Origin of the sequence: Janthinobacterium lividum (genome assembly GCF_011601275.1) — a bacterium.
GTDB classification, from domain to species: domain Bacteria; phylum Pseudomonadota; class Gammaproteobacteria; order Burkholderiales; family Burkholderiaceae_D; genus Janthinobacterium; species Janthinobacterium lividum_E.
In genome coordinates, this window is the sequence record NZ_JAAOLY010000016.1 from 29,927 (window position 1) to 54,767 (window position 24,841).

Annotated in this window: 15 protein-coding genes; 4 read left to right on the forward strand and 11 right to left on the reverse strand. The window is 65.6% G+C overall.

From position 1 onward, the window contains the following. Positions 1-37: 37 nt before the first annotated feature. The 8 genes from clpB to GYK42_RS22075 all read right to left on the reverse strand — a co-directional run bounded on the left by clpB (position 38) and on the right by GYK42_RS22075 (position 12,218). Positions 38-2,644, reverse strand: coding sequence for an ATP-dependent chaperone ClpB (gene clpB, locus GYK42_RS22040; protein WP_166449219.1), 2,607 nt, complete (start codon positions 2,642-2,644; stop codon positions 38-40). A 121-nt stretch (positions 2,645-2,765) separates the two neighbouring features. Then, the gene (gene moaE, locus GYK42_RS22045) at positions 2,766-3,239 is read right to left on the reverse strand and encodes a molybdopterin synthase catalytic subunit MoaE (RefSeq protein WP_166449220.1); all 474 of its coding nucleotides are present in this window, start codon (positions 3,237-3,239) and stop codon (positions 2,766-2,768) included. Continuing rightward, positions 3,236-5,824 (reverse strand): DUF349 domain-containing protein, encoded by a 2,589-nt coding sequence (locus GYK42_RS22050; protein WP_166449221.1) that lies wholly within the window; start codon positions 5,822-5,824, stop codon positions 3,236-3,238. Before GYK42_RS22050 ends, moaE begins: the two co-directional genes overlap by 4 nt. Positions 5,825-6,037: 213 nt before the next feature. Then, positions 6,038-6,667 (reverse strand): hypothetical protein, encoded by a 630-nt coding sequence (locus tag GYK42_RS22055; RefSeq protein ID WP_166449222.1) that lies wholly within the window; start codon positions 6,665-6,667, stop codon positions 6,038-6,040. A 116-nt stretch (positions 6,668-6,783) separates the two neighbouring features. After that, the gene (locus tag GYK42_RS22060; protein WP_166449223.1) at positions 6,784-9,450 is read right to left on the reverse strand and encodes a bifunctional acetate--CoA ligase family protein/GNAT family N-acetyltransferase; all 2,667 of its coding nucleotides are present in this window, start codon (positions 9,448-9,450) and stop codon (positions 6,784-6,786) included. A gap of 99 nt (positions 9,451-9,549) precedes the next feature. Further along, the gene (locus tag GYK42_RS22065) at positions 9,550-10,542 is read right to left on the reverse strand and encodes a DUF2804 domain-containing protein (RefSeq protein WP_166449224.1); all 993 of its coding nucleotides are present in this window, start codon (positions 10,540-10,542) and stop codon (positions 9,550-9,552) included. Then, positions 10,539-11,816, reverse strand: coding sequence for a winged helix-turn-helix domain-containing protein (locus GYK42_RS22070; RefSeq protein WP_205711507.1), 1,278 nt, complete (start codon positions 11,814-11,816; stop codon positions 10,539-10,541). Before GYK42_RS22070 ends, GYK42_RS22065 begins: the two co-directional genes overlap by 4 nt. Positions 11,817-12,029: 213 nt before the next feature. Then, on the reverse strand, positions 12,030-12,218 hold the full coding sequence (locus tag GYK42_RS22075) for a hypothetical protein (protein WP_166449225.1): 189 nt from the start codon (positions 12,216-12,218) through the stop codon (positions 12,030-12,032). Between GYK42_RS22075 and GYK42_RS22080 the strand changes: the two genes are divergently transcribed. Further along, positions 12,217-15,441, forward strand: a complete 3,225-nt coding sequence (locus GYK42_RS22080; protein ID WP_166449226.1) for a di-heme oxidoredictase family protein — start codon at positions 12,217-12,219, stop codon at positions 15,439-15,441. The genes GYK42_RS22075 and GYK42_RS22080 overlap by 2 nt on opposite strands. 27 nt (positions 15,442-15,468) lie before the next feature. Here GYK42_RS22080 and GYK42_RS29610 read toward each other — a convergent pair whose 3' ends face one another. Beyond that, positions 15,469-16,815, reverse strand: coding sequence for a sensor histidine kinase (locus GYK42_RS29610; RefSeq protein WP_346768148.1), 1,347 nt, complete (start codon positions 16,813-16,815; stop codon positions 15,469-15,471). 170 nt (positions 16,816-16,985) lie between these two features. Here GYK42_RS29610 and GYK42_RS22090 point away from each other — a divergent pair, with 170 nt between their 5' ends. Next, the gene (locus GYK42_RS22090; RefSeq protein ID WP_166449228.1) at positions 16,986-19,142 is read left to right on the forward strand and encodes a TonB-dependent receptor domain-containing protein; all 2,157 of its coding nucleotides are present in this window, start codon (positions 16,986-16,988) and stop codon (positions 19,140-19,142) included. Between the two features lie 34 nt (positions 19,143-19,176). Here the strand turns inward: GYK42_RS22090 and GYK42_RS22095 are convergent, their stop codons facing one another. Both GYK42_RS22095 and GYK42_RS22100 read right to left on the reverse strand, forming a co-directional pair. Continuing rightward, positions 19,177-19,845, reverse strand: a complete 669-nt coding sequence (locus tag GYK42_RS22095; protein WP_166449229.1) for a response regulator — start codon at positions 19,843-19,845, stop codon at positions 19,177-19,179. Between the two features lie 21 nt (positions 19,846-19,866). Next, positions 19,867-20,238: a YajD family HNH nuclease gene (locus GYK42_RS22100; protein ID WP_034755042.1), complete on the reverse strand. Its 372-nt coding sequence runs from the start codon at positions 20,236-20,238 to the stop codon at positions 19,867-19,869. A 273-nt stretch (positions 20,239-20,511) separates the two neighbouring features. Between GYK42_RS22100 and GYK42_RS22105 the strand changes: the two genes are divergently transcribed. Both GYK42_RS22105 and GYK42_RS22110 read left to right on the forward strand, forming a co-directional pair. After that, positions 20,512-23,532, forward strand: a complete 3,021-nt coding sequence (locus GYK42_RS22105; protein ID WP_346768149.1) for a PAS domain-containing protein — start codon at positions 20,512-20,514, stop codon at positions 23,530-23,532. Between the two features lie 67 nt (positions 23,533-23,599). Next, positions 23,600-24,826: an exonuclease SbcCD subunit D C-terminal domain-containing protein gene (locus tag GYK42_RS22110; protein WP_166449230.1), complete on the forward strand. Its 1,227-nt coding sequence runs from the start codon at positions 23,600-23,602 to the stop codon at positions 24,824-24,826. Positions 24,827-24,841: the final 15 nt, after the last annotated feature.

The window sequence follows — 24,841 nt, forward strand, 5'->3', positions numbered from 1 at the left end:
CTTCTTTCACTGCCGGGGTCAGCGACCCCGCACAAGCTTACACCTTATCCAGCCCCACCGTCGTCCCCGTAAACACCAGGTTGCCGTTCTGGGCATCGATGCGGATCTCGTCTTTCGGGCCGAACTTGCCTTCCAGGATCAGCTTCGACAGCGGATTTTCGATCTGCTGCTGGATCGCCCGCTTTAAAGGACGGGCGCCATACACCGGGTCGTAGCCCGCTTCGGCGATTTGCTGCAAGGCCGCGTCGGTCAGGCTCAGCTGCATGTCCATGCGCGCCAGGCGTTCTTCGAGAATTTTCAGCTGGATCTTCGCGATCGCGCCGATGTTTTTCTCGTCGAGGCCGTGGAACACGACGATTTCGTCGATACGGTTGACGAACTCGGGACGGAAGTGCGAGCGCACCTCGGCCATCACGGCCAGCTTCACGACACCGGGATCATCACTTTCCATGGCCTGGATTTTATGCGAACCCAGGTTCGAGGTCATGATGATGACGGTATTCTTGAAGTCCACCGTGCGGCCCTGGCCATCCGTCATGCGTCCATCGTCGAGCACCTGCAGCAGCACGTTGAAGACGTCAGCATGCGCCTTTTCCACTTCGTCGAGCAGGATCACGCTGTACGGCTTGCGGCGCACGGCTTCCGTCAGGTAGCCGCCCTCGTCGTAGCCCACGTAGCCCGGCGGCGCGCCGATCAGACGGGCCACGGAATGCTTCTCCATGAACTCGCTCATGTCGATGCGTATCATCGATTCTTCCGTATCGAACAGGAAGGTCGCCAGCGCCTTGCTCAATTCCGTCTTGCCCACGCCCGTCGGTCCCAGGAACATGAAGGAACCATATGGACGGTTCGGATCGCTCAAGCCGGCGCGCGAGCGGCGGATGGCGTCAGCTACGGCCGTGATCGCTTCATCCTGGCCCACGACGCGCTCATGCAGCTTCTCTTCGATGTGCAGCAGCTTGTCGCGCTCGCCCTGCATCATGCGCGACACGGGTATGCCCGTCGCGCGCGACACCACTTCGGCGATTTCCTCGGCGCCCACTTCCGTGCGCAGCAGCTTCGGCTGGTCGGGATCGATTTTCGGCATGCCGCTGTCGGCCTGCTTGAGCTGGGCTTCCAGCTGCGGCAACTTGCCATACTGCAGCTCCGACACTTTCTGCCAGTTGCTCTCGCGCGTGGCCTGCTCCATCTGCAGCTTGACCTGCTCGATCTCTTCCTTGATGTGCGTACTGCCCTGCACCACGGCTTTTTCCGCCTTCAGGATTTCCTCGAAGTCATTGTATTCGCGCTGCAGCTTGACGATCTCTTCCTCGATCAGGCCCAGGCGGCGCAACGAGGCTTCGTCTTTTTCCTTCTTGACGGCTTCGCGCTCGATTTTCAGCTGGATCAAGCGGCGTTCCAGCTTGTCCATCACTTCCGGCTTCGAATCGATCTCGATCTTGATCTTCGCCGCCGCCTCGTCGATCAGGTCGATCGCCTTGTCGGGCAGGAAACGGTCCGTGATGTAGCGGTGCGACAGCTCGGCGGCCGCAATGATGGCCGCGTCCGTGATCTCCACCTTGTGGTGCAGCGCATACTTGTCCTGCAAGCCGCGCAGGATGGCGATGGTCGCTTCCACGGTCGGCTCGTCGACGAGCACTTTCTGGAAACGGCGCTCCAGCGCGGCATCCTTCTCGATGTACTTGCGATACTCGTCGAGGGTGGTCGCGCCCACGCAGTGCAGTTCGCCGCGCGCCAACGCCGGCTTGAGCATATTGCCGGCATCCATTGCGCCGTCGGCCTTGCCCGCGCCCACCATGGTGTGCATCTCGTCGATGAAGACGATGGTCTGGCCTTCGTCCATGGCCAGTTCCTTGAGCACGGATTTCAGGCGCTCCTCGAACTCGCCGCGGAACTTGGCGCCCGCAACCAGGGCGGCCATGTCCAGCGCCAGCACGCGCTTGCCCTTCAGCGACTCGGGCACTTCGCCATTGACGATGCGCTGGGCCAGGCCTTCGACGATGGCCGTCTTGCCCACGCCCGGTTCGCCGATCAGCACGGGATTGTTCTTGCTGCGGCGCTGCAGGATCTGGATGGTGCGGCGGATTTCATCGTCGCGGCCGATGACAGGGTCGAGCTTGCCCTTGCGCGCCCGTTCCGTCAGGTCCAAGGTGTATTTTTTCAAGGCTTCGCGCTGGCCTTCGGCCTCTTGCGAATCGACCTTGTTGCCGCCGCGCACGGCGTCAATGGCCGCTTCCAGGGCCTTGCGGGTCAGGCCGTTTTCGCGCGCCAGCTTGCCGCAGTCGGACTTGTCGTCCGTCATGGCCAGCAAGACCATTTCGCTGGAGACGAACTGGTCGCCCGCCTTTTGCGATTCCTTGTCGGCCAGGTTCAGCAAGGCAACGAATTCGCGGCTGACCTGCACGTCGCCGCCCGTGCCCGATACCTTGGGCAAGCGCTCGATCGAGGCGCCCAGGGACTTGGACAGGCCGCCCACGTTGACGCCGGCCCGCTGCAACAGCGAGCGGGCGCCGCCGTCGTCCTGGTTCAACAGGGCCGTCAGCAAATGGACTGGTTCGATATAGGGGTTGTCGTTGCCCACGGCCAAGCTTTGCGCATCGGCCAGGGCTTCCTGTAATTTGGTAGTGAGTTTGTCTTGTCGCATGAAAAGCGCTCCCGGTTAATTAGTTGTTAACCAAATTGGGGTGAGGCAGTACTTTTCAAGCATACACAAAGCAGAAAACCGATGCATTTGGGCAAAAGCTACGGTGCGGGGCAAACACGATTCAAATGGCGCTTGCTTTTGCCGCCCACTTGTCCAGGGCCGTCTCGTCGCTGTCGCGCGCATCGACCCAGCGCGCCCCTTCGGGCGTGTCTTCCTTCTTCCAGAACGGCGCTTCCGTCTTCAGGTAGTCGATGATGAATTCGCAGGCGGCGAAGGCCTCGCCCCGGTGGGCGGACGAGACCGCCACCAGCACGATCTGCTCCTGCGGCAGCAGCGGCCCCACGCGGTGGATCACCAGCGCGCCGGACAGGGGCCAGCGCTCGCGCGCCTGCTCGACGATGGCTGCGATGGACGTTTCCGTCATGCCCGGATAGTGCTCGAGTTCCATGGCGGCCACGTCCAGCCCTTCGTTCATGTCGCGCACCGTGCCGACGAAGCCGACGACGGCGCCCACCTTGGGATTGCCTGCACGCAATTGTGCGATTTCTTGACTCAAGTCAAAATCGGCTTGCTGGACGCGGACGGTGGTACTCATTTGACGTTGCCTCCTATGCGGCGCAGCAGGGTTTCGATGCGGCTGGCCGTGCGCGCATCGGTGGCGGCGGCAATCGCGCACAACTGCATCAGCTGCGACGCTTGCGTGAGCGGCTTCTGGCCCGATTTGAGCGACGATTGCAGCACTTCCACCTGCATCTTCAAGCGGTCGCGGGCAAATTCGGCGCCGCTGTCGACGCCGGCGACGATTTCCAGACGCAGGACTTCAGCGAGCAGGCGCTCCTGATTGGCCTGCAATTGCTGCACGTAGGCGGCGCTGCCCTCGCCCAGCGCGGCCTGGGCGGCGGCAAAGCGCTGCTGCAGGCCGCGTTCGTACTGGGCGTCGAGCGGCGGCAAGGCACTCCAGCGCTCGCTCCACGCTTGCGCGTCGTCGGCGCCGCCATCAGCCAATGAAACTTCCAGCGATTGCACCAATCGCAGTTTGTCGCGCAAGGCGTTGGCCTGGGCCGCGCCGGCCCGTTCGGCGATGGCGTCCGCTTGCGCTTGCACGCCGGCGACCGCGGCCTGGTAGCGCTGTTCGATCTTCGCTTCGCTGGCGCGCGGCACGGGACCCGTGGCGTTCCATGCGGCGCGTGTGTCGCGCAGCAAGTGATTGATGAAGGCGGTGCGGCTCTTGTCGTCGCCCTCGGGCACGACGGCCGTTTCCAGCGCGGCGCACAGCGCTTCGCGCGCATGCAGGTGTTCGCGGCGCTCGTGGTCGGCCGCGTGGGCCGTTTCCTTGCGCCTGGCGAAGATATCGTCGCAGGCGGCACGGAAACGCTGCCACAGCGCCTGTTCCGCGCGGCGTTCCAGCGGCAGGGCTTTCGCCAGTTCCTGCCATTTATCCTGCAAGGCTTTCAGCATGTCGACCGTGTTGCGCTCCGATGGTTTCAGCAAGCCCACTTCGACGATCAATTGTTCGCGGCGCGCCGTCTCGATCTGCCGCTGCGTTTCCAGCGGCTTCGACAGGGCGTCCAGCGCGGCGCCAAACTCGGCGTCCAGGCGTTTCTTTTCCTTGCGGTCGATGGTGCCCAGGCGCGTCCACGCCTGGCGCAAACGCTGCGAAGCGGACGCGACGTGTTTCCAGTCGGTACTCTCTTCGGCCGCCAGGGCCGCCGTTTCCGCGATCAGTTCCTGGGCCTTGGCCGCATTGCCGTGGCGCTCTTCTGCCAGCTGCTTGAAATGCTGGGCCGCCGGCGCATAGGCCACGCTGCAGGCGGCGTCGAAACGTTCCCACAAAGACTTCGGTGCGGGGCCGGACAGGGTGTCGAGCGACTTCCAGCGCTCGCGCAAGCTGCCCACTTTCTTGGCCAGCTCGGCCATCGGCAATTGTTGCGCCGGCAATTCCTCGCCCGCCTTGACCAGTTCCTCGCGCGACACGTTGCCGCCCCAGCGCGCCCAGTCGGCCAGGCGCTTGAACTCTCCGCGCACATGGGCCAGGCGGTCCGCTTGCGCCGGCGTCAAACGGCCGTGTTTGGTGTCGCGCAAAGTCTTGTCATGTTCGGAAGCCACGTGCAGCAAGCCATCCTGCAGTGCCGCTTCCATGGCGTCGAGCACCTTGAAGAATTGCTCCGTCGCTTCTTTCGACACGGGCGCGTGTTCCTGGCGCGGCTTGCGTAATACAGGTATAGATACAGGCTCGGCATGGGCCGCTGCGGCCTCCGGCGCCGCCGCGTGCACGGGTGCCGGCGCGCTGGCCAGCAGGACCGCAAATTGCTGCTGCAGGCTGTCGGACAGCGGCGATTCCGGCAAGCGCGGCAGGGCTTGCCACGCGCGTTTCAAGGCATCCAAGTCGAGGCTGGCGGCGTCCTGCGCCTGCCATTCTGCCAACGCGGCCTGGCGTACGTCGAACACGGCCTGGTGCTGCTGCAGCGCTTGCAAGGCGGACTGCGCCTGCTCGCGCGCCTGGATGAAATCGGTTTCCAGGTGTTTCGGCAAGGAAGCGCGCTCGGGCGATTGCGCATGCTGCGCATGTTCCGCATCGAGGCGGGCCAGCGCCTGCGCCAGCTCGCCGGCGGACTGGCCATTGCTGGCCAGCGCGCGCGCGGCGGCGACGGCGTCGATCACGGCGCGCTGCAGCAGCACTTGCGCTTCCAGGCGGGCGGCCAGCGCGGCGCGCGCGGCGGCAAACGCCGTCGCCAGCTCGGGCGTGGCCTTGATGACTTGCCATTGGCGGTCCAGCTCGGCAACCTGGTTCGGGCTCAGCTTTTCATCGTTCAACAGGCGCTGCGCCGTGTCGATGCTGGCCTGGGCGCGCTGCGTCTCGGCGGCCTGGTGACGGATCAGGTCGATGCGGCCCTGCATCAGCTTGGCAACGCGGCGGTCCGTGTTACGCATGGCGTGGTGGACTTTTTCCAGCAGGGGCAAGGCATGGATGTGTTCGGCCGCGATCAGGCGGGCATCGGCAAATTCGCTGGACACGATGAATTCAAAGGCGGCGGTTTCGTCGCCGGCCACGGCATGGGCGCGCGCAACCTGTTCGGCGCGGCGCGATGCGCTCTGCGCCGAGGCGGCGGCCTGTTCTGCCACGACAGGATCGGGGACGGCAGTCTTGCTGGCAGAACGCTTGAAGAGAAATTCGAACATGACGGGTTTCGCGTGGATCAAAACCACCATCATAACAAAGCCCGGGGTATTGCATCGGACAGGTATGTACAAGTTACCAATTGAGTAACATAGTGAGTAACATTGTGAATAACACCGTGAGTAACACGGCATTTCCCCAATGGGAGGGCCAGCGCAAAATCAGGAAAGCACCCCGGTACAAACGGGAGAATGGGGTGTGCGCTCGCTACCCGTTCAAGCCTGCGCGCGCAGCGGCTGCGGCGGCACGGGCGAGCTGGACTCTGCGCCATCGGCCACCGTTTCAGCGCCGCCGGCTGCCGGCAAAACAAAGGGCAGCACTTGCGCCTTGCCACGGCGCGCTTCCTGCGCGCGCGCATCGTGGGCGAGGAACTGGTAGGCGATGGCAAACCACGTTTCGCCCACGATGACCTTGCGCGCCAGCGCGAACAGCTCGCGCTCTTCTTTTTCCAGGCGCTGCAGCAAGGCCGCGCAAAAGGCGTCGATGGCGGCGCACAGCTGCTCGGCCTGCAATTCGGAATGGTCGATGGCGGCGCCCGCGCGCTGCTGCACGACATTGATGCTCTCCAGCGCCGCGTGGTTCAAGCCAGTAATCTCGTCGAGCAGGCCGTCCGCATGCGGCGCGGCCTGGCGGATGGCGGGGATCAGGTACATCTCCACCTTGCGCCAGTAGCCGCCCTGGTAGAGCCGGTTCAGCCAGTCGCCCGCGTACTGCATCTGCGCCAGGCTGAGCCTGCTCTGGTGGCGCAGCTGCACATGCATGTACTTCTGAAAAGCCAGCAAGCTCATGCGAATGCTGGCCTGTTCCACCGACAGGGAAACCAATATATATGTTGCCGTAAGCATGCACTCACTCCCGAAAACGCGCTGGATGTCTGATCCTGGAAGTGAAAGTGTAAAGACTACCGACAGCGGCCGGTTTGATCCTGCACAAACCCGCAGCGGGCCAGGCGCGCTTTCTTTTACGGCGCGCGCAGCCCGATATACAGGTTGACGACGCCAGGCTCTTCCGACGGCGTGACTTCGCCGCCAAAGCTTTTCACGAGCCGCTGCATGCCCTTGTTGCGCGCCATCGCCTCGCCCACCAGCGCTTCCGTCCCCCGGCTGCGGAAATAGTCGACGAGCTTCTCGAACAGGATGTGGCCCAGGCCCTTGCCCTTCAGGGCCGAGCGCACGGCGATGGCGAAATCGGCGTGGATATTGTCCGGGTCGGCCACGGCGCGCACCACGCCCAGGGTTTCCGGCTTGCCGTCCGGCCCCGTGTGCGTGGCGATGAAGGCCATGGCGCGGTCGTAGTCGATCTGCGTCAGGCGCGCCAGCTGCGATACGGGCAGCTCGCGCATGGAGGTGAAAAAGCGCAGGCGCACGTCGTCCGGGTCCAGCGCGTGGAACAGCTCCATGTGCTGTGGTGCGTCCTCGGGACGGATGGGACGCAGCAGGATGGCTTGGTCCATCCACGTCACCTGCTCTTCCAGCTCCTGCGGATACGGGCGGATGGCCAGGCGGTCGCGCTGCTGGCCCGGCTGCAAACGGATGCGCGCGTCGAGGGCGATCACGCCGTCCGCGTCGGCCACCAGCGGGTTGATGTCGAGTTCGGCCAGCTCGCCGATGTCGGCCACCAGTTCAGCCACCTGGATCAGCGTATAGCAAATGGCGTCGATATCGGCCGGCGGCTGGTTGCGGTAGCCGGCCAGCAGTTTCGACACGCGCGTGCGCGCCAGCATGTCGCGCGCCAGCACCATGTTCAGCGGCGGCAGGCCGATGGCGTGATCGGCCGTCACTTCCACGGCGATGCCGCCCTGCCCCACGAGGATCACGGGGCCGAAGGCGGCGTCCGTGGTCACGCCGACGATCAATTCATGCGATTGCGGCCGGCGCGCCATCTGCTGCACCGTGAAGCCGTCGATCAGGGCGTCGGGGCGCATGCGGCGCACGCGCTTGAGCATGGCGGCGGCGGCCGTGCGCAGGATGTCGGGCGTGTCGAGGTCCAGCGCCACGCCGCCCACGTCGGATTTATGGGCGATGTCGGGCGAATGGATTTTCAGCGCGACGGGATAGCCGATATCCGCCGCCACGGCCAGCGCCTCTTCCACGTCGGCCGCCATGCGCGTGGTGGCGACGGGGATGCCGTAGGCGGCCAAAATCTCTTTCGAACGGCATTCGCCGAGCACCGTCTGGCCGGCCGCCAGCGCGGCGGCGACGATTTCGCGCACCCGCGCGCGGCGCGGCGTGGCCGACATGGGCAGCTGCGCCGGCACCTGCATCAGGGTTTCCTGGTTGCGCCGGTACTGCACGATCTGCATGAAGCCATGCACGGCCTTTTCCGGCGTGTCGTAGGTGGGAATGCCGGCACGGTTGAAGACCTGGCGCGCGGGAGCCACCGTGGTGCCGCCCAGCAGGCACGACAGCACCGTGCGCGAGGTGGCCTTGATCAGCGGCGTGACGGCTTCGGCGATGTCGATCGACGAGACCATGGCCGTGGGCGCGTGCAGCAGCAGCAAGGCGTCCGCCTGCGGCTCGTCGAGCAGCGGCTTGATGGCGTCGGCATAGCGCTGCACGGCCGCGTCGCCGGGCAAGCCCACGGGGTTGTCGTGCGACCAGCCCCGTGGCAGCGCCTTTTCCAGCGCGATCACGGTATCGGGCGACAGCTCGGCCAGCTTGCCGCCGCTGCCCACCAGCGCGTCGGTGGCCATCACGCCCAGGCCGCCGCCGTTGCACAGGATCGCCAGGCGCTCGCCGCGCTGCGAACGGATATGCGTCAAGGTTTCCACGGCGTCGAAGAGTTCTTCGGCCGAATACACGCGCAGCATGCCGGCGCGGCGGATGGCCGCGTCGTAGACGGCGTCGGAACCGGCCAGCGCGCCCGTATGCCAGGCCGCCATGGCCGCGCCTTCCGCCTCGCGCCCCGCTTTCAAAACGATGACGGGTTTGCTGCGCGCGGCCGCCCGCGCCGCCGACATGAATTTGCGCGCCGCCTGGATGTCTTCCATGTACAGCAGGATGGCGGCCGTATCGATGTCGCCGGCCAGGTAGTCGAGCAGATCGCCGAAATCGATGTCGTAGCTGGCGCCGAGCGAAATGAACTTGGAAAAACCCACGCCGTGCGCATTGGCCCAATCGAGCACGCCCGACACCAGCGCGCCCGATTGCGACACGAAGGCGATCTTGCCGCTCGTCGCGCCGACATGGGCGAAGCTGGCGTTCAAGCCCAGCTTCGGCACCAGCAGCCCCATGCTGTTCGGCCCCAGGATACGCAGCAAATGCGGCTTGGCCGCCTTCAGCATGGCCAGGCGCAGCGACTGCTCGCGCACGGGATCGAGGCCCGACGTCATGACGATGGCCGCGCGCGTGCCCAGCGCGCCCAGGTCGCGGATCAGGGCCGTGATGGTGGCGGGCGGCGTGCAGATGATGGCCAGGTCCGGCGCCTTGGGCAAGTGCGCCAGCTTGCGGTAGCATTTCAGGCCCATCAGCTCGTCGTACTTGGGATTGACGGGCCAAATCTCGCCTTGGTAGCCGCCACCCAGCAGGTTGTACAGGGCGATGGCGCCCAGCTTGCGCTCGCGCGCCGTGGCGCCGATCAGGGCCACCGAGGCCGGCTTGAACAGCTTGTCGAGATTACGGATACTCATGTTCTGGCCTCATGGTTTGCCGGAGCGACTGTGCGCCAGTGTAAAGGATGCGCAGGCAAATAAATTTGACCTTGCGATGTGTTTCGCGAAAAAGCATGCTCACCAGCGCGAGCGGTGGCTTTCCGTGACGCCCGCCAGTTGCGCCACGATGCGCTTGGGAGAGTCCGCGCTGGTGCGCACCCAGCCGCTGAACGTGCCGATGGGCTGGATGTAGCGGCTGGCGGCGATCCACAGGTTTTTGTCTTCGCGCCGCGCGCCTTCCGGCTTGAAGTGCAGGTCCAGCAGATCGTCGTCCGTCCACACATGCCACGGAGCCAGCGGATTGTCGGGATTGAAGTCGAAATGCGCGCGGCCCAGCGCATACAGCTGGCCATCGAGCCACAGCGCGTTTTCATGCGCGCCGAAATAGCCGGCCTGCAGATTGAAACCCAGGTCCAGGCTATGCGCCGAAGCCCAGCGCCATTCCGTCTCGCGCGCCAGCAGCCCGTTCGAATAATCGAAGCTGGCCACGCCGTCGTCCAAGCTGTAGCCAACGGCGCCGCAGCGCACGGTGCCCCACAAGGGCAAGCCGCCCGACTTTTGCGTCGCATGCACGCTGCCGCCCTCGCCCACGGGGCCGATGGCCAGCAAGGTAGGCGCCACAGGCGGCCCCCATTCCGCATCGATGCCGAAATGGCCGCAATCGAGCCGCAAACGGTAGCGCTGCTGCGGCTGCGTTTCGATGCTGATTGTCTGCGACAAAAACCGGAAACGGCTGCTGGCGCCCGCATGCGGCGCAACCGACGCGCACAAGCCGAGGATGCCATCCTGCGAAAAGGTCGCCACGATCTTGCCCTTGTGGCGGTCGAAGGCATACGCGAACGCCGTACTGGTCCAGCCCAGGTCGACGATGGCCACGCCGCAAAATACGGCCGGTGTCGACAGGGCCACGTAATGCCAGCGCTTGTGGTGGAACAAGCGCCAGAGACCGCCGCGTGCGTGCGGCGGCGCCAGCGCGGCCCAGTCGAAAGCGTCCAGCTGGCCCGTGTAGCGGCCAAAACATGGCTGGCCGTCGGCGTCGAGCAGCGCGGGCGGAGCCGGCGGCAGCATCATGCGGCCTTCCTTGCGGGGGCGCCGCCGTCGTGCAGCGCCTCGGCCAGCAGCGCGCCAAAAGCGGCCGGCTGCGCCTGGGCTATCTCGACCTGCGGACACGCATGCCACAGCGCCAGGCGCTGCACGGCGCCGGCCACGTCCTGCACCAGGCGGGGACTGACGCGCACGCCGTCTTCCAGCGCCAGCGACTTGATTTCGAAGCGCCCCTGCGCGCGGTGCGCCTTGGCGTCCAGCCGTCCCACGAGCGCGCCGCGGCGCAAGATCGGCAAGGTGAAGTAGCCATAGCGGCGTTTTTCTGCGGGCGTGTAGCATTCGAGCCGGTAGTCGAAGCCGAACAGTTCCAGCGCGCGGCGCCGGTCCCAGACGACGGGGTCGAACGGAGATAAAATCGTCGTCAGGGTGGGCGCCAGCTTGCCGGCGGCCGCGTCGCGCAGCAACTCCGCGTGCTCGGCATGCACGTACACGGCGTCAATCCAGCCGTCGACCGTACAGCGCAGCAGCGCGCCCTCGTCCACCAGCGCCTGCAGATCGTGCGCCAGGCTGGCGCGTGGCTGTTTCGTGCGGAAGTAGTCGCTGATCCAGCTGGCCCGCGCCAGGCCCAGCGCCTTCACGCTGGCCAGCAGCAGGCGCCGGCGCACCTGTTCTTCGGTCGGCAGCAAGCCGTCGTGCCAGCCCGGCAAAACACGTTCGGCCAGGTCGTAATAACGCTGGAACTGATGGCGTTTGGCGATCATCAGCACGCCCGACGTGAACAGCACTTCGAGCGAGCGCTTTTCCGGCTTCCAGCTCCACCAGCCGCCCGCCTTGCCATCCGTGCGTTCAAAGTCGGCCGAGCGCGCGGCGCCGTTGGCGCGGATATGTTCGAGCACCGAAGCGACGGCCTCGCCCTGCTCGGCCATCCACTTGACGGAATACTTCCAGCCCATGGCGGCCGGGTCCAGCATGCGGTGGCGGTACAAGCCATAGTCTTCGATGGGCACAAAGCACGCTTCATGCGCCCAGTATTCGAACAGCGCGCCCTCGGCCAGCAATTGCTCGAGCCACGGCTGCGGATAGTCGCCCAGCCGGCTCCACAGCACAAGATACGGGCTGCGCGCGACCACGTGGATGGTGTCGATCTGCAGCACACCCATCTGGCGGATGGCGGACAGCACGTCGGCCTTGACGGCCTTTTTACGCCGCGCCTGCAGCAAGCCCTGCGCGGCCAGGTGCAAGGCGCGCGCGGCGGCCAGGGAGAGCGGCGCGGGTATCGGTGCGGCGGGTGAAATCGGCAAGGTCAGTTCTTCCTCAAAAAGGGGCTCGCGTCGTCGGCAGGCATTTCAGGAAGATACCGCATTCCCGTCGCGCGCCACGCATTTTTTCCTGAATTTTATTCATGCTATCGCACATTTTCACTCACCTTGCGCACCAGCACAGTGCAAAAAACCCGGGTGACATGCACAGTGGATGACAAGCGCACGAGATCTCTTGACATGCCTCATGCGCTTCTATAACTTAATGAAATATTGCCATGAGGCAATTAAAATCACTCCCCATCTTTGTCCGCCATGCTCCTCCTTGCCGTCCCCTGGCCGCAAGGCGCCGCCGTGACGCTGCAGCATGCGCAACACATCGGCGGGGATGCCGAGGTAGCCGGCACAATCTTGCATCATCAATAAAAACAAGGAAGATAGCATGCACATATCCCTGCTTCGGCCCCGGCGGCACCAGGCCGGCCTTATCCACTTTTCCAGGCGGCGCTTGCCGCTGGCCGTGGCCCTGCTGCTGGCGGCATGCGGCGGCGGTAGCGGTGGCGGCGACAATCCGGCCACGCCCGCCATGGCGCAGCGCCTGCTGGCGCAGGCATCGGCGGAAACAGCGCTGACGCCCATCTCCGCCACGGCCAGCTCGGCGGAACGGGGCGACCTGTCGGCCAGCGCCGCGATTGACCGCAACGACGGCACGCGCTGGGGCAGCGCCTTCTCCGACAATGAATACCTGACGCTCGATTTCGGCAGCACGCAGCGCATCACGCGCGTGCATATCGCCTGGGAAAACGCGCACGCCAGCGCCTACCTGCTGCAGGTATCGGACGACAATACGCACTGGACCACCGTCCAGAACGTCAGCGACAGCAAGGGCGGCGTCGAGGACATCACGGGGTTGACGGCGCAGGGCCGCTACCTGCGCCTGCAGGGCGTCAAGCGCGCGGGTCAGTATGGTTACTCCATCTTTGAAATCCAGGCATTTTCGGGTACACCCGTACTGCCGCCCGTGACGCCGCCCGTCACCGAACCGCTCCCGGTCACCATCGATCCGGGCCAGCCCGGCGTGACCATTTCGCCCGTGGCCGCCACTTCCTCGCCCGTGGAGAACAACGGCATGTCGGCCGCCATGGCGATCGATGGCAAGACGGGCACGCGCTGGGCCAGCAAGTTCGAGGACGGCGCCTGGATCCAGTTCGACTTCGGCGTCAAAACGCCCGTCGGCTACATGAAACTGCTGTGGGAAAACGCGTACGGCATGCAGTACGCGCTGCAAGTATCCGACGACGGACAAAACTGGTCGCAAATCCGCTACGTGAGCAATGGCCGCGGCGGCACGGAGGAATTCTTCAACCTGGGCATCCATGCCCGCTACATCCGCCTGCAGGGCGTGGCGCGCGCCACGCAGTATGGCTACTCGCTGCTGGAAGTGAGCTTCAAGACGCCCGGCAGCGACAACAGCCTGCCGTCGACCGCGACGTCGGCGCTGAAATTTCCCGCCAACGGCGCGGGCATGGCGCCGCTGCCAGCCGCCGCGCAGCCGCTGGAAAGCCTGCAATTCACCCTGGCCGACGGCACCCTGGTGACGCGCTTCGGCGCGCGCGGCCTGGCGCGCCACGGCCGCGAGCGGGGCGAGGAATGGAATGACATCGGCTACGGCCCGAATGAAACGGTCGATCCCGTCACAGGCATGCCGCAAGACAAGGGGCCGGGCAACTACCTGACTTTCGTGCCGCAGTACTTCAAGAACCGCACCTGGGGCGTGGAAATCATCGACAACAGCCGTGTACGCGGCGTGGTGAAACCCACCCTGATCGTCAACCAGTACACCACCGTCGATTTCCTGTCCGGCGGCGTGGCCTTCTTCCGCGGCTTCGACCGCCCTGGCGTGACGGGCTACGGCTGGATGTCGCCCGGCGAGCTGGTGGACCGCAACGTCCCCGTCTGCAAGCCGACGGCCTACCCGGCCAACGACCGCCTGACGAACGCCAACGGCATCAATGGCGCCTGCACCTTGCTGATCAAGGAGTACCCGGGCCATGGCGGACTCGATGCCAACGGCATGCCGAATGGCACCGACGTCAAGGCGCGCGCCCTGACGGCGGGCGACATCATCGAAGTGTCGCCATCGATGTTCTCGACCACCGCCTCGATGGCCTCGAAAGGTGATGACGGCGGCATCCGCTACTACTCCTACGAATGGACGTACGTGGTGGGCGCGGGACTGCGGCCGTGGTACGGCGTGCAACCGCGCCTCAATGGCGTGCCGCTGCCGGAAGAAACGCTGTCCGGCGGCCTCGGCTCCGTGTCGTATAACTACTCGGACAACGCCCTGTTCATGTTCCAGCAGCCGCACAACAATATCGGCATGCAGAACATGCAGCGCTTCGTCGAGGGCCGCCGCCTGGTGCACACCAACTTCACCACGGGTGACCACAACGAAGGCGGCAACGACCGCTACGCACCCGCCGTAGGCCTGCAGGGACAGCGCTACGGGCAGTCGGCCTGCATCGCCTGCCACGTCAACAATGGCCGCAGCCCCGCGCCCGTGGCGCTGAACCAGCGCCTCGACACGATGGCCGTGCGCGTCGCCAGCCTGAATGCGGCGGGCCAGCAGGTGCCGCACCCGCAATACGGCACGGCGATCCAGATGAATGCCGTGTCGCCTTCTGGCGTGCCGCAGAACTGGGGCAACAGCGTCAGCGTGGCCGGTTTCACGGCACGCAAGACCACCCTGGCCGATGGCACGCAGGTCGAACTGCGCAAACCGACGCTGGCCTTCGAAGGCCCCGTGCCGCAAGTCGTCTCGCTGCGCGCGGCGCCGCCGATGATCGGCACGGGCTTGCTCGAAGCCGTGCCGGAAGCCGACATCCTGGCGCGCGCCCGCAGCACGCCGGATGCCGACGGCGTCAAGGGCCTGCCCAACTATGTGTATGAACCGGAGGCGGGCGCCGTGCGCCTGGGCCGCTTCGGCTGGAAGGCCGCGAAAGCCACCCTGCGCCACCAGGCCGCCGACGCGCTGCTGCTGGACATGGCCGTCACCTCGCCCGTGTACCGCAACCGCGCCTGCATGGCCGGACCGGTGGCTTGCGCGGCGGGAGGCGCCCAGCCGGGCATCTCGGAAGCGGACCTGCAGTCGATCACGCAATACCTGGCCCTGGTGGCTGTGCCGGCCCAGCGCAGCATCGCCAGCGGTTTCCCGAAAGGCGTGGCGCCGATCGAGGAACTCAAGGTCGACCCGCAGCAGGTGGCGGCCGGCTCGAAACTGTTCCAGGGCATGCGCTGCGCCGCCTGCCACACGGTGGAGATGAAGACGGGTGCGGGACATCTGTTTGCGGAACTGCGCAACCAGACCATCCGTCCCTACACCGATTTGCTGCTGCACGACATGGGCCCCGAACTGGCCGACACCTTCACGGAAGGCCAGGCGCAAGGCAGCATGTGGCGCACGGCGCCCCTGTGGGGCATCGGCTACACGGAAAAAGTCATGGGCAATGGCGGCGGCAAGGCGGGCTACCTGCATGACGGCCGCGCGCGCAGTCTGACGGAAGCGATCCTGTGGCACGGCGGAGAAGGGACCAAAGCGCGCCAGCGTTTCGAGAACCTATCGAAGACGGACCGCGACGCGCTGCTGGCTTTCCTCAAGTCGCTGTAAGCATGTGAAGCACGGCTGGCGGGGCCGTCATGGAAACACGACGGTCACCGCCAGCCCCCTGCCCTGCAAACCGGCGCCCAGCACGATGTTCGCCCCATGCCGCTCGGCGATGCGGCGCACGATGGACAGTCCCAGTCCGCTGCCGGGCAGCGCTGTGCTCCCAAGGCGCACGAAGCGTTCGAATACGCGCTCATGCCATTCCTCGGCGATGCCGGGCCCCGTATCGGCCACGCGCACATAGCTGCGCCCATTCTCCACGCCACAACTGACGACCACAGAGCCCTGCGCCGGCGTGTAGCGCAGCGCATTCTCGACCAGGTTGCGCAGCAGCATCTTCAGGCTGTCCGCGTGCAGCGCGCACGGCGCCGGCGCCATGTTCACGCTCAGCGACAGCCGGTACGGCGCGGCCAGCGCCTGCCACTGTGCGGCCTGCTGCGCCAGCAGGTGCGCCAGGTCGCCCGGTGCCAGCCCTGTCTCCGCCTGCGACTGCGGATCGAGCTGCGCCAGCGCCAGCAACTGGTTGACGAGGCGCGTGGCGCGCTCCACGCTGGCGCCCAGAGCGGCGATGAATTCCGCGCGTTCGTCCTCGCTGCGGGCCCGCTGCAGCACTTGCAGATTGGTCTTGATGGCGGCCAGCGGCGTGCGCAGTTCGTGCGCCGCATCGGCAGTGAAGCGCTGCTCGTTGTCGCGGCTTTGCCGCACCCTGCCGAACAGGCGGTTTATTTCCAGCAGCAGCGGATGCAGCTCGGCGGGCGCGCCCGCGAGCCTGACGTCGGCCAGTTCATCGGGCGTGCGCGCCGACACTTCATCGGCCGATGCCTGCAGCACGCGAAACACGCGGTGGATGCTCCACCAGATGGCGATGGTGGCCAGCGCCACCAGCAGCAGGCCGAACAGCGCGATGCGGTAAAAGAAGCCGCGGCTGATGTCGTCGCGGTGGCTGGTCGGCTCGGCCACCAGCAGCTGCAGGCTGCGCTGCGGGTCCCACAGCGAAAACAGGCGCCAGCGCTGGCCGGCTATGCTGGTCCACGACAGGCCGTCCGGCGCGTTGCGCGACAGGGCGATGTCGGACGCCGCATCATTGCGGTACAAGACGCGCTGTTGCGCGTCGCGCACCTTGAACAGCAAATACTGGTGCGGATTCGGATGGCCGCGCAGGGGCACGTCGATGGGCCCCGTCAAGCCATGTTGGCGCGCATCCTTTTCCACCAGCGACAGCAGCAGATGGCCCGTCTCGATCAGCGACTGGTCAAACAATTCCTGGCTTTCGCGGCGCGCCTCCACGTACACGATGGCGGCGCTGCCCACCCACAGGGCCAGGGTCAGGCCCAGCAGCACGGCCAGCAAGGTGCGCCGCAAGGACCAGGTTTTCACGCCGCCGCCAGCCGTTAAGAATCTCTTAAGAACTTCTGCGCAAGATCCGAAGCGACATATTTTTTGGGTAGCCATGGCCGCAATTGTAAATGATTCTTATTGCATCAATGATTCCCATTAGCTTGCACCAGCAACAAAAACCAATAACACATCCACCATCAGGAGTTTGCATGTCCAACAGCACCCACCGCACGCGCCTGCCGCGTCCCACCACCCTGGCCCTGGCCCTGGCCTTGGCCTTGGCAGCCCTGTCCTGCCTGCCGGCGCACGCCCAGACGGGCGCGCCTGCCAGCATGCCGGAAGTGGTCGTTTCCGCCTCCGGTTTCGAGCAGGACATCAAGCAGGCGCCCGCCTCGATCACGGTGCTGACGCGCCAGGAACTGTCGAAAGAGCGCTTCGGCAACCTGACGCAGGCGCTGGAAAGCGTGGAAGGCATCGACGTGGGCGCGGCGGGCGACAAGACGGGCGGCATGAACATCAGCATCCGTGGCATGCCCAGCGACTATACGTTGGTCCTGATCGATGGCCGGCGCCAGAACGCGGCCGGCAATGTCACGCCGAACGGCTTTGGCGGCACGCAGACGAGCTTCATGCCGCCGCTGGCCGCCATCGAGCGCATCGAGATCATCCGCGGCCCCATGTCGACCCTGTACGGCTCGGACGCCATGGGCGGCGTGATCAATATCATCACGCGCAAGGTGGGCAAGCAGTGGATGGGTTCGGTCTCGGCCGACTATACCGCGCAGCAGGAATCGGACTTCGGCGACGTCAAGGCCGGCCGCTTCTACCTGAGCGGCCCGATCGCCACCGACCTGCTGGGCCTGTCCCTGCGCGGCAGCAAGCAGCGGCGCGATGCGGCCGACATCCGCGTCCCCAACGCCGCCGGCACGGACACGGCCGCCAGCATGGGCGCCAATCCCGTGCGCTCGGACGTCGAGAACTTTGGCGCGCGCCTGGCCTTTACGCCGAACCGCTACCACACCGTCATCCTCGATGCCGACGCGGGCCGCCAGACCTACGATAATTCGAACGGACAGCTCGGCACCAAGAGCGTACAGGGCGGCTACGGCCCGGAGCAGAAATATAACCGCGACCAGTGGACCCTGTCGCACACGGGCCGCTTCGGCTTCGGCACCCTGGACAGCAGCTACATGGTGAACAAGACGGAAACGCTGGGCCGCACGATTCCGCCAGGCACGCCAGGCGCCGTGGCCGGCAGCGCGCGCACCCTGGAAGTGGAAAGCCAGGTCTTCGACACCAAGCTGGTCATGCCATTGGGCAAACACATGGCGACAGTCGGCGCGCAATGGTGGAAAGCGGACATGACGGATGGCGTGGCGCCAAAGAAATTCGAATTCACGCAAAAAGCCCTGTTCGTGGAAGACGAATGGCAAGTGCTGGAGAACATCGCGCTGACCTTCGGCGCCCGTTATGACGATCACAGCATCTTCGGCGGCCAGACCAGCCCCCGCGCCTATGCCGTGTGGAACGCGACACAGAGCTGGACCGTCAAGGGCGGCGTCAGCAAGGGCTACAAGACGCCGCGCGTAGAGCAACTGTCGCCAGGCATCAACGGTTTCGGCGGCCAGGGCACGATTCCCCTCGTCGGCAGCCCGGACTTGAAACCGGAAACGAGCACGACGACGGAAATCGGCGCCTATTTCGATAACCTGGCAGGCTGGACGGCCAGCGGCTCCCTGTTCAACAACGAATTCAAGGACAAGATCACGACGGGCACGGGCCTCGTCAATTGCGACTACCGTCCATCGCCGAACCGTCCCGGCTGCGTCAGCTTCGGCAACTGGCCCAACGTCGATGCGTTTAGCCAGTCCGTCAACGTGGATGATGCCGTCACGCGCGGCGTCGAGCTCAATACGCGCTTCCCGCTCGGCAAGACCTTGTCGGCCAGCGCCAACTACACGTACACGGAAAGCGAACAGAAGAGCGGCAGCAACGCGGGCAAGCCGCTCAGCGACACGCCCAAGCACGCCGTCAACGCGCGCCTGTCGTGGGATATCTCGCGCGAGTGGAATGGCTGGCTGCGCGCCGAGTATCGCAGCGAGCGCTTCCGCGATCCAGGCACGTCGGCTTCCACGCGCGCCGCCAAGGCCGCGCTGGGCGACTACAAGGGCTATACCATGCTGCATCTGGGCACCAGCTACCAGCTGAACAAACGCGTGACATTGAACGCGGCCGTGTACAACCTGCTCAACAAGGACTTCATCGACTACCAGCCATACCGCGCACCGGCATTGACCTACGCCAATCGCTATGTCAACAGCCTGGACGGACGCCGTCTGTGGCTGTCGGCCACCGTCGATTTCTGATCAAGGGAGCGGCCTGCGGGCCGCCTTTTTTTCGTCAGGCCGCTTTGGGCTTGTCGATGCAATAACCGATCGCATGCACGGTGCGTATCAAGTCCCGCCCCAGCTTCTTGCGCAGGTGGTGGATATGCACTTGCACGGCATTGCTTTCCACCTCGCCGCCCCAGCTGTACAGGTTTTTCTCCAGCTGCTCCCGGCTCAGCACCCGGCCACCGTGTTCCAGCAGCAGTTGCAGGATGCGAAATTCCTTCACCGTCAGCATCACGGGCAATCCCCCTTGCGTCACCTGCCGGTCCGCGATATCGAGCACCAGGTCGCCGTGCACGAGGTTTTCGCGCAGGCGCCCGACGGCGCGGCGGCAGGCGCTGCGGATGCGCGCGGCCAGTTCGTCGAGGTCGAACGGTTTGACGATGAAGTCGTCGGCGCCCGCGTCGAGGCCGGCGATGCGTTCGCCTACCTTGTCGCGCGCCGTGACGACCAGCACGGCCCCGCTGTAGCCGTTATCGCGCAGCACGCCCAGCGCCTGCATGCCGTCCTGCCCCGGCAAGCCCAGGTCGAGCAGGATGCAGCCATAGTCGTGCAGGCGCACGGCCGTGTGCGCGTGCTCGGCGCTCGTGACCCAGTCGACGGCATAGCCGCCCTGCTCCAGGCCGATCTGCGTGGCGCGGCCCAGCTGCGGGTCGTCTTCGGTCAGCAAGATGCGCATGGGGAAAGCGGCGCGGCCCGCTCAGTCCTTTTTCTTGATCAGGCCCGCCAGTGCGGCAAACGGATTGTGCGTGGCCGGCGCCACCTCGGCCGACAGCAGGCCGGCGCCACGGTCCGCTTCCAGGTAGCGCGAGTGCTCATTGTCGTGGCAATACAGGCACAGCAGTTCCCAGTTGCTGCCATCGGGCGGATTGTTGTCGTGGTTATGGTCGCGGTGGTGCACGGTCAGCTGCTGCACGTTGGCGCGCGTGAATTCGCGCATGCAGCGGCCGCATACCCACGGATACATCTTCAGCGAGCGCTCGCGGTAGCCGCTCTCGCGCTGGTCGGCGGCGCGGCGCGCTTCGGCCACGATCTTGTCCAGCCGTGCAGCATCGGGCTTTTTACTCTGCATGACAACTTTCGATATGGGAGGTAGAAGCATCCATTTTAATGAGGATGGGGGCGCAATTGTACTTTTTCTGCCACGCCGCCAGCCCGTGTCACCGCCGGCGTGCTTTTTTTAGCGTGCGCGGCACCACAGATACTTGATTTAACGCAAAATAAGGCCAGCGACAGACCACGAACAGACGCTAGGGCAGCAGGCAGCGCGCAGGTCAGCATATTTCGGCTATGATGCGCGCCACGCCGCCCTTCCCTTTTTCATGACCCTAGCCTGCAAGCGCCCGTGATAGCGATAACAAGACCCCTGCAACGCCTTGCCCGCCGCCTGTACAGTCTCAGCCTGGTGCCCCTGTTCGCGCTCATCTTGCTGCTGGCGCTGTGGGCGGCCGTCTTTTACCAGGTGGGCCAGGAACGGGCCAGCGCCGTGCGCGACGCCGTGGCCGTCAGCCAGTCGCTGGCGCGCACCCTGGCCGACCATACCAGTTTCACCCTGCGCCAGACGGACCACGCCACGCAGCTGTTCAAGCTCAAATACGAGGAGACGGATGGCGGCCTGCGCCTGAATGAATTCACGCGCCGCCAGGGCCTGCTCGACAGCGTGCTGCCATCGAAGCTGGAACTGCCGATCGCCCTCATCGACGCGCAGGGCAATGTGGTCGACAGCGCCCACGCCTATCTGCCGGAAAACCTGGCCACGCAGCCATTTTTCAGGGCGCTGGCCGCCAATGCATCCGACACGGCCCTGGTCGATACGCCCATGCTCGACGCGGACGGCAAGCGCTGGACCATCCGCCTGGCGCGCCGCCTGAACGATGCCCAGGGCCGCTTCGCCGGGGCCATCGTCATCCTCGTCGACCCCACGTATTTTGTCGACGACTACGACCGCCTGAACCTCGATGAGCATGGCGCGCTGATGCTGGTGGCGCGCGACAGCGGCCTGACGGTGGGGCGCATCGGCGAGCAATTGATCCTCAGCGATCGCATCGACTTTCGCATGCCGGGACCGCCGCAGCACGCCGCCGAGGAACTGCTGATCGAGCCGCCCGTCGACGCGACGTCGCGCATCTACAGCTACCACGAGCTGCCGCGCTACCCGCTGCTGGCCGTGGTGGGCGTGAGCCGCACCGTCGCCCTGGCGCGCTTCGAACACCGCCGCATCGTGTATATCGGCGCGCTGCTCGCCGCCAGCGTGCTCATTGCCGGCTTTACGACCCTGCTGATGCGCCAGAGCGCGCGCCTGCGCCGCAGCATCCGCCAGGCCAAGGAAACGCAGGCGCTGCTGCGCGCGGCGCACCAGGGCAGCCTCGATGCCGTGCTGCTGCTGAAAGCCTGGCGCCCCGCACCGGGCAAACCGGTGGAAGACTTCACCTTTGCCGACATCAACGAGCGGGCCGCCGACATGCTGGGCAAGCCGCGCTCCGAACTGCTGGGCCAGCGCGTGCTGCCGCAGATGCCGCTGCTGCGCGGCGAGCGTTTCTTCAAGCGCTTCGTGCTGGTGATGGAAACGCGCCAGCCGCTGGAAGATGAATTCGAGCTGCCGCTGGCCTCGGGCGGCACGCGCTGGCTGCGCCACCAGGTGGTGCCGATCGCCGACGGCGTGGCCGTCACTTCGCGCGACATCAGCGCGCGCAAGCACGACGAACTGGCGCTGCAGGATAACCGCAGCTTCCTGCAATCGCTGATCGACCATTTGCCCGTGCTCGTCTACGTGAAAAGCGCGCGCCCGGAAAATTTCGGCCAGATGGAAGTGTGGAACAAGGCGGCCGAGGACATCACCGGCCACCTGGCCGCCGACGTCATCGGCAAGACCGATTTCCAGGCCTTCCCGCCCGACTTCGGCCTGCACGATGCCGAAGACGACCGCGCCATCCTGGCCGAGCACGGCGTTATCGACCATACGGAAAAGCCATTGCGCCTGCTAGACGGCAGCCTGCGCTACCTGCGCGCCGTCTCCGTGCCCGTGTTCGACGAGCGCCAGCAGATCGAACATATCCTGTGCATTGCCGAGGATATCTCGCAGCGCCGCCAGCAGGAACTGGAACTGCGCCAGAAACAGGCCGAGCTGGCCGCCGTCAACGACGCCTCGCCACTGGGGCTGGTGCGTCTGGACCGCCAGCGCCGCTGCACCTACGTCAACCGCACCTTCGAATCGATCACGGGCCTGCCGCGCGCGGCCGCCCTGGGCGCCGGCTGGACCAGCGCCCTGCATCCGGACGACTATCCGCTGATGCACGTGGCGCTGGAGCAGCTCACGCGCAGCCATGCGCCATTCCAGTCAACCCTGCGCTACCTGCAGCGCGACGGCCGGCTGGTATGGGTCTCCGTGAAGATCGCGCCCATCCTCGTCGACGGCCGGATCGAAGGCTACGTGGGGACCCTGGACGACATCACCACCTTGCGCGAATCGGAAGTGGCGCTGCTGGAAAGCGAAGCGCGCCTGCGCACCATCGCCGACACCTTGCCAGCCATGATCGCGTATATCGACGCCGACCAGATCTATCGCTTCCTGAACATCGCCTATGAACGCGAATTCGGCCTGACGGGCCGGCAGGCGCTGGGCAAGAGCGTGCGCGAAACGGTGGGCGAGGCGCGCTACCGCACGGTGGCGCCGTATATCGAGCGCGTGCTGGCCGGCGAAACCTTGAGCTTCGAGGAAGAGGACGACAAGGAAGGCATCGAGCGCTGCCTGGAAGTGATCTACATCCCGCAGATCGGCGAAGACAAGCTGCAGGTGGTGGGCTTTCACGTGATGCGCCAGGATATCACCGTGCAAAAGCGCGAGAAACAGCGCCTGCTGAAGCTGGCCCAGGTCGATGCGCTCACGGGCCTGTCGAACCGCGCCGGCTTCCAGCAAAAACTCAGCGACGCCATGCACGCGAGCCGCCAGCAGCAGCACCTGATGGCCGTCATGTACATGGATATCGACCGCTTCAAGCCCGTCAACGACACGCACGGCCACGGCACCGGCGACGCCCTGCTGCGCGCCTTCGCCCAGCGCCTGACGCAAACCATGCGCGCCACCGACATCATCGCCCGCCTGGGCGGCGACGAATTCACCATCATCATGGAACAGATCACACGGCCCGACGACGCGGCCGTGCTGGCCGAAAAAATCGTCGCCGCCATGCAGCAGCCGTTCGAACTCGATGGCATCACCGTGCGCATTTCCGCCAGCATCGGCCTGGCCTTCTACCGCGACGAAGACATTTCGCCCGCCGTCCTGCTGCAGCGGGCCGACGTGCTGCTGTACAAGGCCAAGCAGGATGGCAGGAATACTTATCGCGCCGGCGCATTGACGGCTTGATTTAGCCGCTGGCGCATGCCGTCATTCCTGCTATATTGGCGCCTGTCCTCCCTACCGTTGCCACACCATGCGCCTGCTGCACACTTCCGACTGGCATCTGGGCCAGACCCTGCACAATTATGAAAGGGGCTACGAACACCAGCGCTTCCTCGACTGGCTGCTCGACACGCTCGTGGCCGAACAGGTCGACGTGCTGCTGGTGGCGGGCGACGTATTCGACAACGCCAACCCATCGGCCGCCTCGCAAAAGCAGCTATATGTATTCCTGCAGCAGGCGCGCGCGCGCCTGCCCGCGCTGCAACTGGTCGTCGTGGCCGGCAACCACGATTCGGCGGGACGGCTCGAAGCGCCCGGCCCCCTGCTGGCCGCGCACGGCACCCACGTAGTCGGACATCTGCTGCGCGACGAGGCAGGCAATATCGACCTGGAACGCCTGCTGCTGCCGCTCGCCGGCAGCGATGGGCAAGTGCAGGCCTGGTGTCTGGCCGTGCCCTTTTTGCGTCCCGGCGACGTGCCGAAACTGCCGGCCGGCGACACGCAGGATGCCTACCTGGGCGGCATCGCCCTGCTGTACCGCCAGCTGGCGGACCTGGCGCTGGCGCGCCGCCAGCCAGGGCAAGCCATCGTTGCCATGGGCCACTGCCACATGGTGGGCGGCGAAATGTCGAACGACTCCGAACGCCGCATCGTCATCGGCGGCACGGAGATGCTGCCCTCGGGGATCTTCGATACGTCCATCGCGTATGCGGCGCTGGGCCATTTGCACAAGGCGCAGGCCGTGGGCGGCCAGGAGCACATCCGCTACTGCGGCAGCCCGATTCCCTTGTCGTTCGCGGAAGTGAATTACCGCCACCAGGTGCTGTGCCTCGATATCGACGGCGAGCAGTTGACTGAGGTGCGCGCCATCGAAGTGCCGCGCGCCGTGCCGCTCTTGCGCGTGCCCGCCACGCCGGCGCCCATCAACGAAGTGCTGACGCAGCTGGCCGCCCTCGACATACCCGCTGCGCCACCGGAAGCGCAACCCTTCCTGGAAGTGCGCGTGCGCCTCGACGCGCCCGAACCGGGCCTGCGCGCGCGCATCGAAACGGCGCTCGACGGCAAGCCCGTGCGTCTGGCGAAGATCGAAACGTCGAGCGCCGCGCGCAGCAGCGCGCCCGAGAACCTGACGCTCGACCAGTTGGGCCAGCTGCAGCCCGACGACATCTTCCGCCGCCTGTACCTGCAAAAATACGGCAAGGAAGCACCACCCGAACAACTGTCGGCCCTGGCCGAACTACTGCTGCCCGGCGCTTGAGCGCAACTGAAGAAC

What these genes read in the sequence shown, in the direction of transcription:
- clpB (WP_166449219.1), bottom strand. Translation starts at nt 2,644, where the DNA reads ATGCGACAAGACAAACTCACTACCAAATTACAGGAAGCCCTGGCCGAT.
- moaE (WP_166449220.1), bottom strand. Translation starts at nt 3,239, where the DNA reads ATGAGTACCACCGTCCGCGTCCAGCAAGCCGATTTTGACTTGAGTCAA.
- GYK42_RS22050 (WP_166449221.1), bottom strand. Translation starts at nt 5,824, where the DNA reads ATGTTCGAATTTCTCTTCAAGCGTTCTGCCAGCAAGACTGCCGTCCCC.
- GYK42_RS22055 (WP_166449222.1), bottom strand. Translation starts at nt 6,667, where the DNA reads ATGCTTACGGCAACATATATATTGGTTTCCCTGTCGGTGGAACAGGCC.
- GYK42_RS22060 (WP_166449223.1), bottom strand. Translation starts at nt 9,450, where the DNA reads ATGAGTATCCGTAATCTCGACAAGCTGTTCAAGCCGGCCTCGGTGGCC.
- GYK42_RS22065 (WP_166449224.1), bottom strand. Translation starts at nt 10,542, where the DNA reads ATGATGCTGCCGCCGGCTCCGCCCGCGCTGCTCGACGCCGACGGCCAG.
- GYK42_RS22080 (WP_166449226.1), top strand. Translation starts at nt 12,217, where the DNA reads ATGCACATATCCCTGCTTCGGCCCCGGCGGCACCAGGCCGGCCTTATC.
- GYK42_RS22075 (WP_166449225.1), bottom strand. Translation starts at nt 12,218, where the DNA reads ATGCTATCTTCCTTGTTTTTATTGATGATGCAAGATTGTGCCGGCTAC.
- GYK42_RS22090 (WP_166449228.1), top strand. Translation starts at nt 16,986, where the DNA reads ATGTCCAACAGCACCCACCGCACGCGCCTGCCGCGTCCCACCACCCTG.
- GYK42_RS22095 (WP_166449229.1), bottom strand. Translation starts at nt 19,845, where the DNA reads ATGCGCATCTTGCTGACCGAAGACGACCCGCAGCTGGGCCGCGCCACG.
- GYK42_RS22100 (WP_034755042.1), bottom strand. Translation starts at nt 20,238, where the DNA reads ATGCAGAGTAAAAAGCCCGATGCTGCACGGCTGGACAAGATCGTGGCC.
- GYK42_RS22110 (WP_166449230.1), top strand. Translation starts at nt 23,600, where the DNA reads ATGCGCCTGCTGCACACTTCCGACTGGCATCTGGGCCAGACCCTGCAC.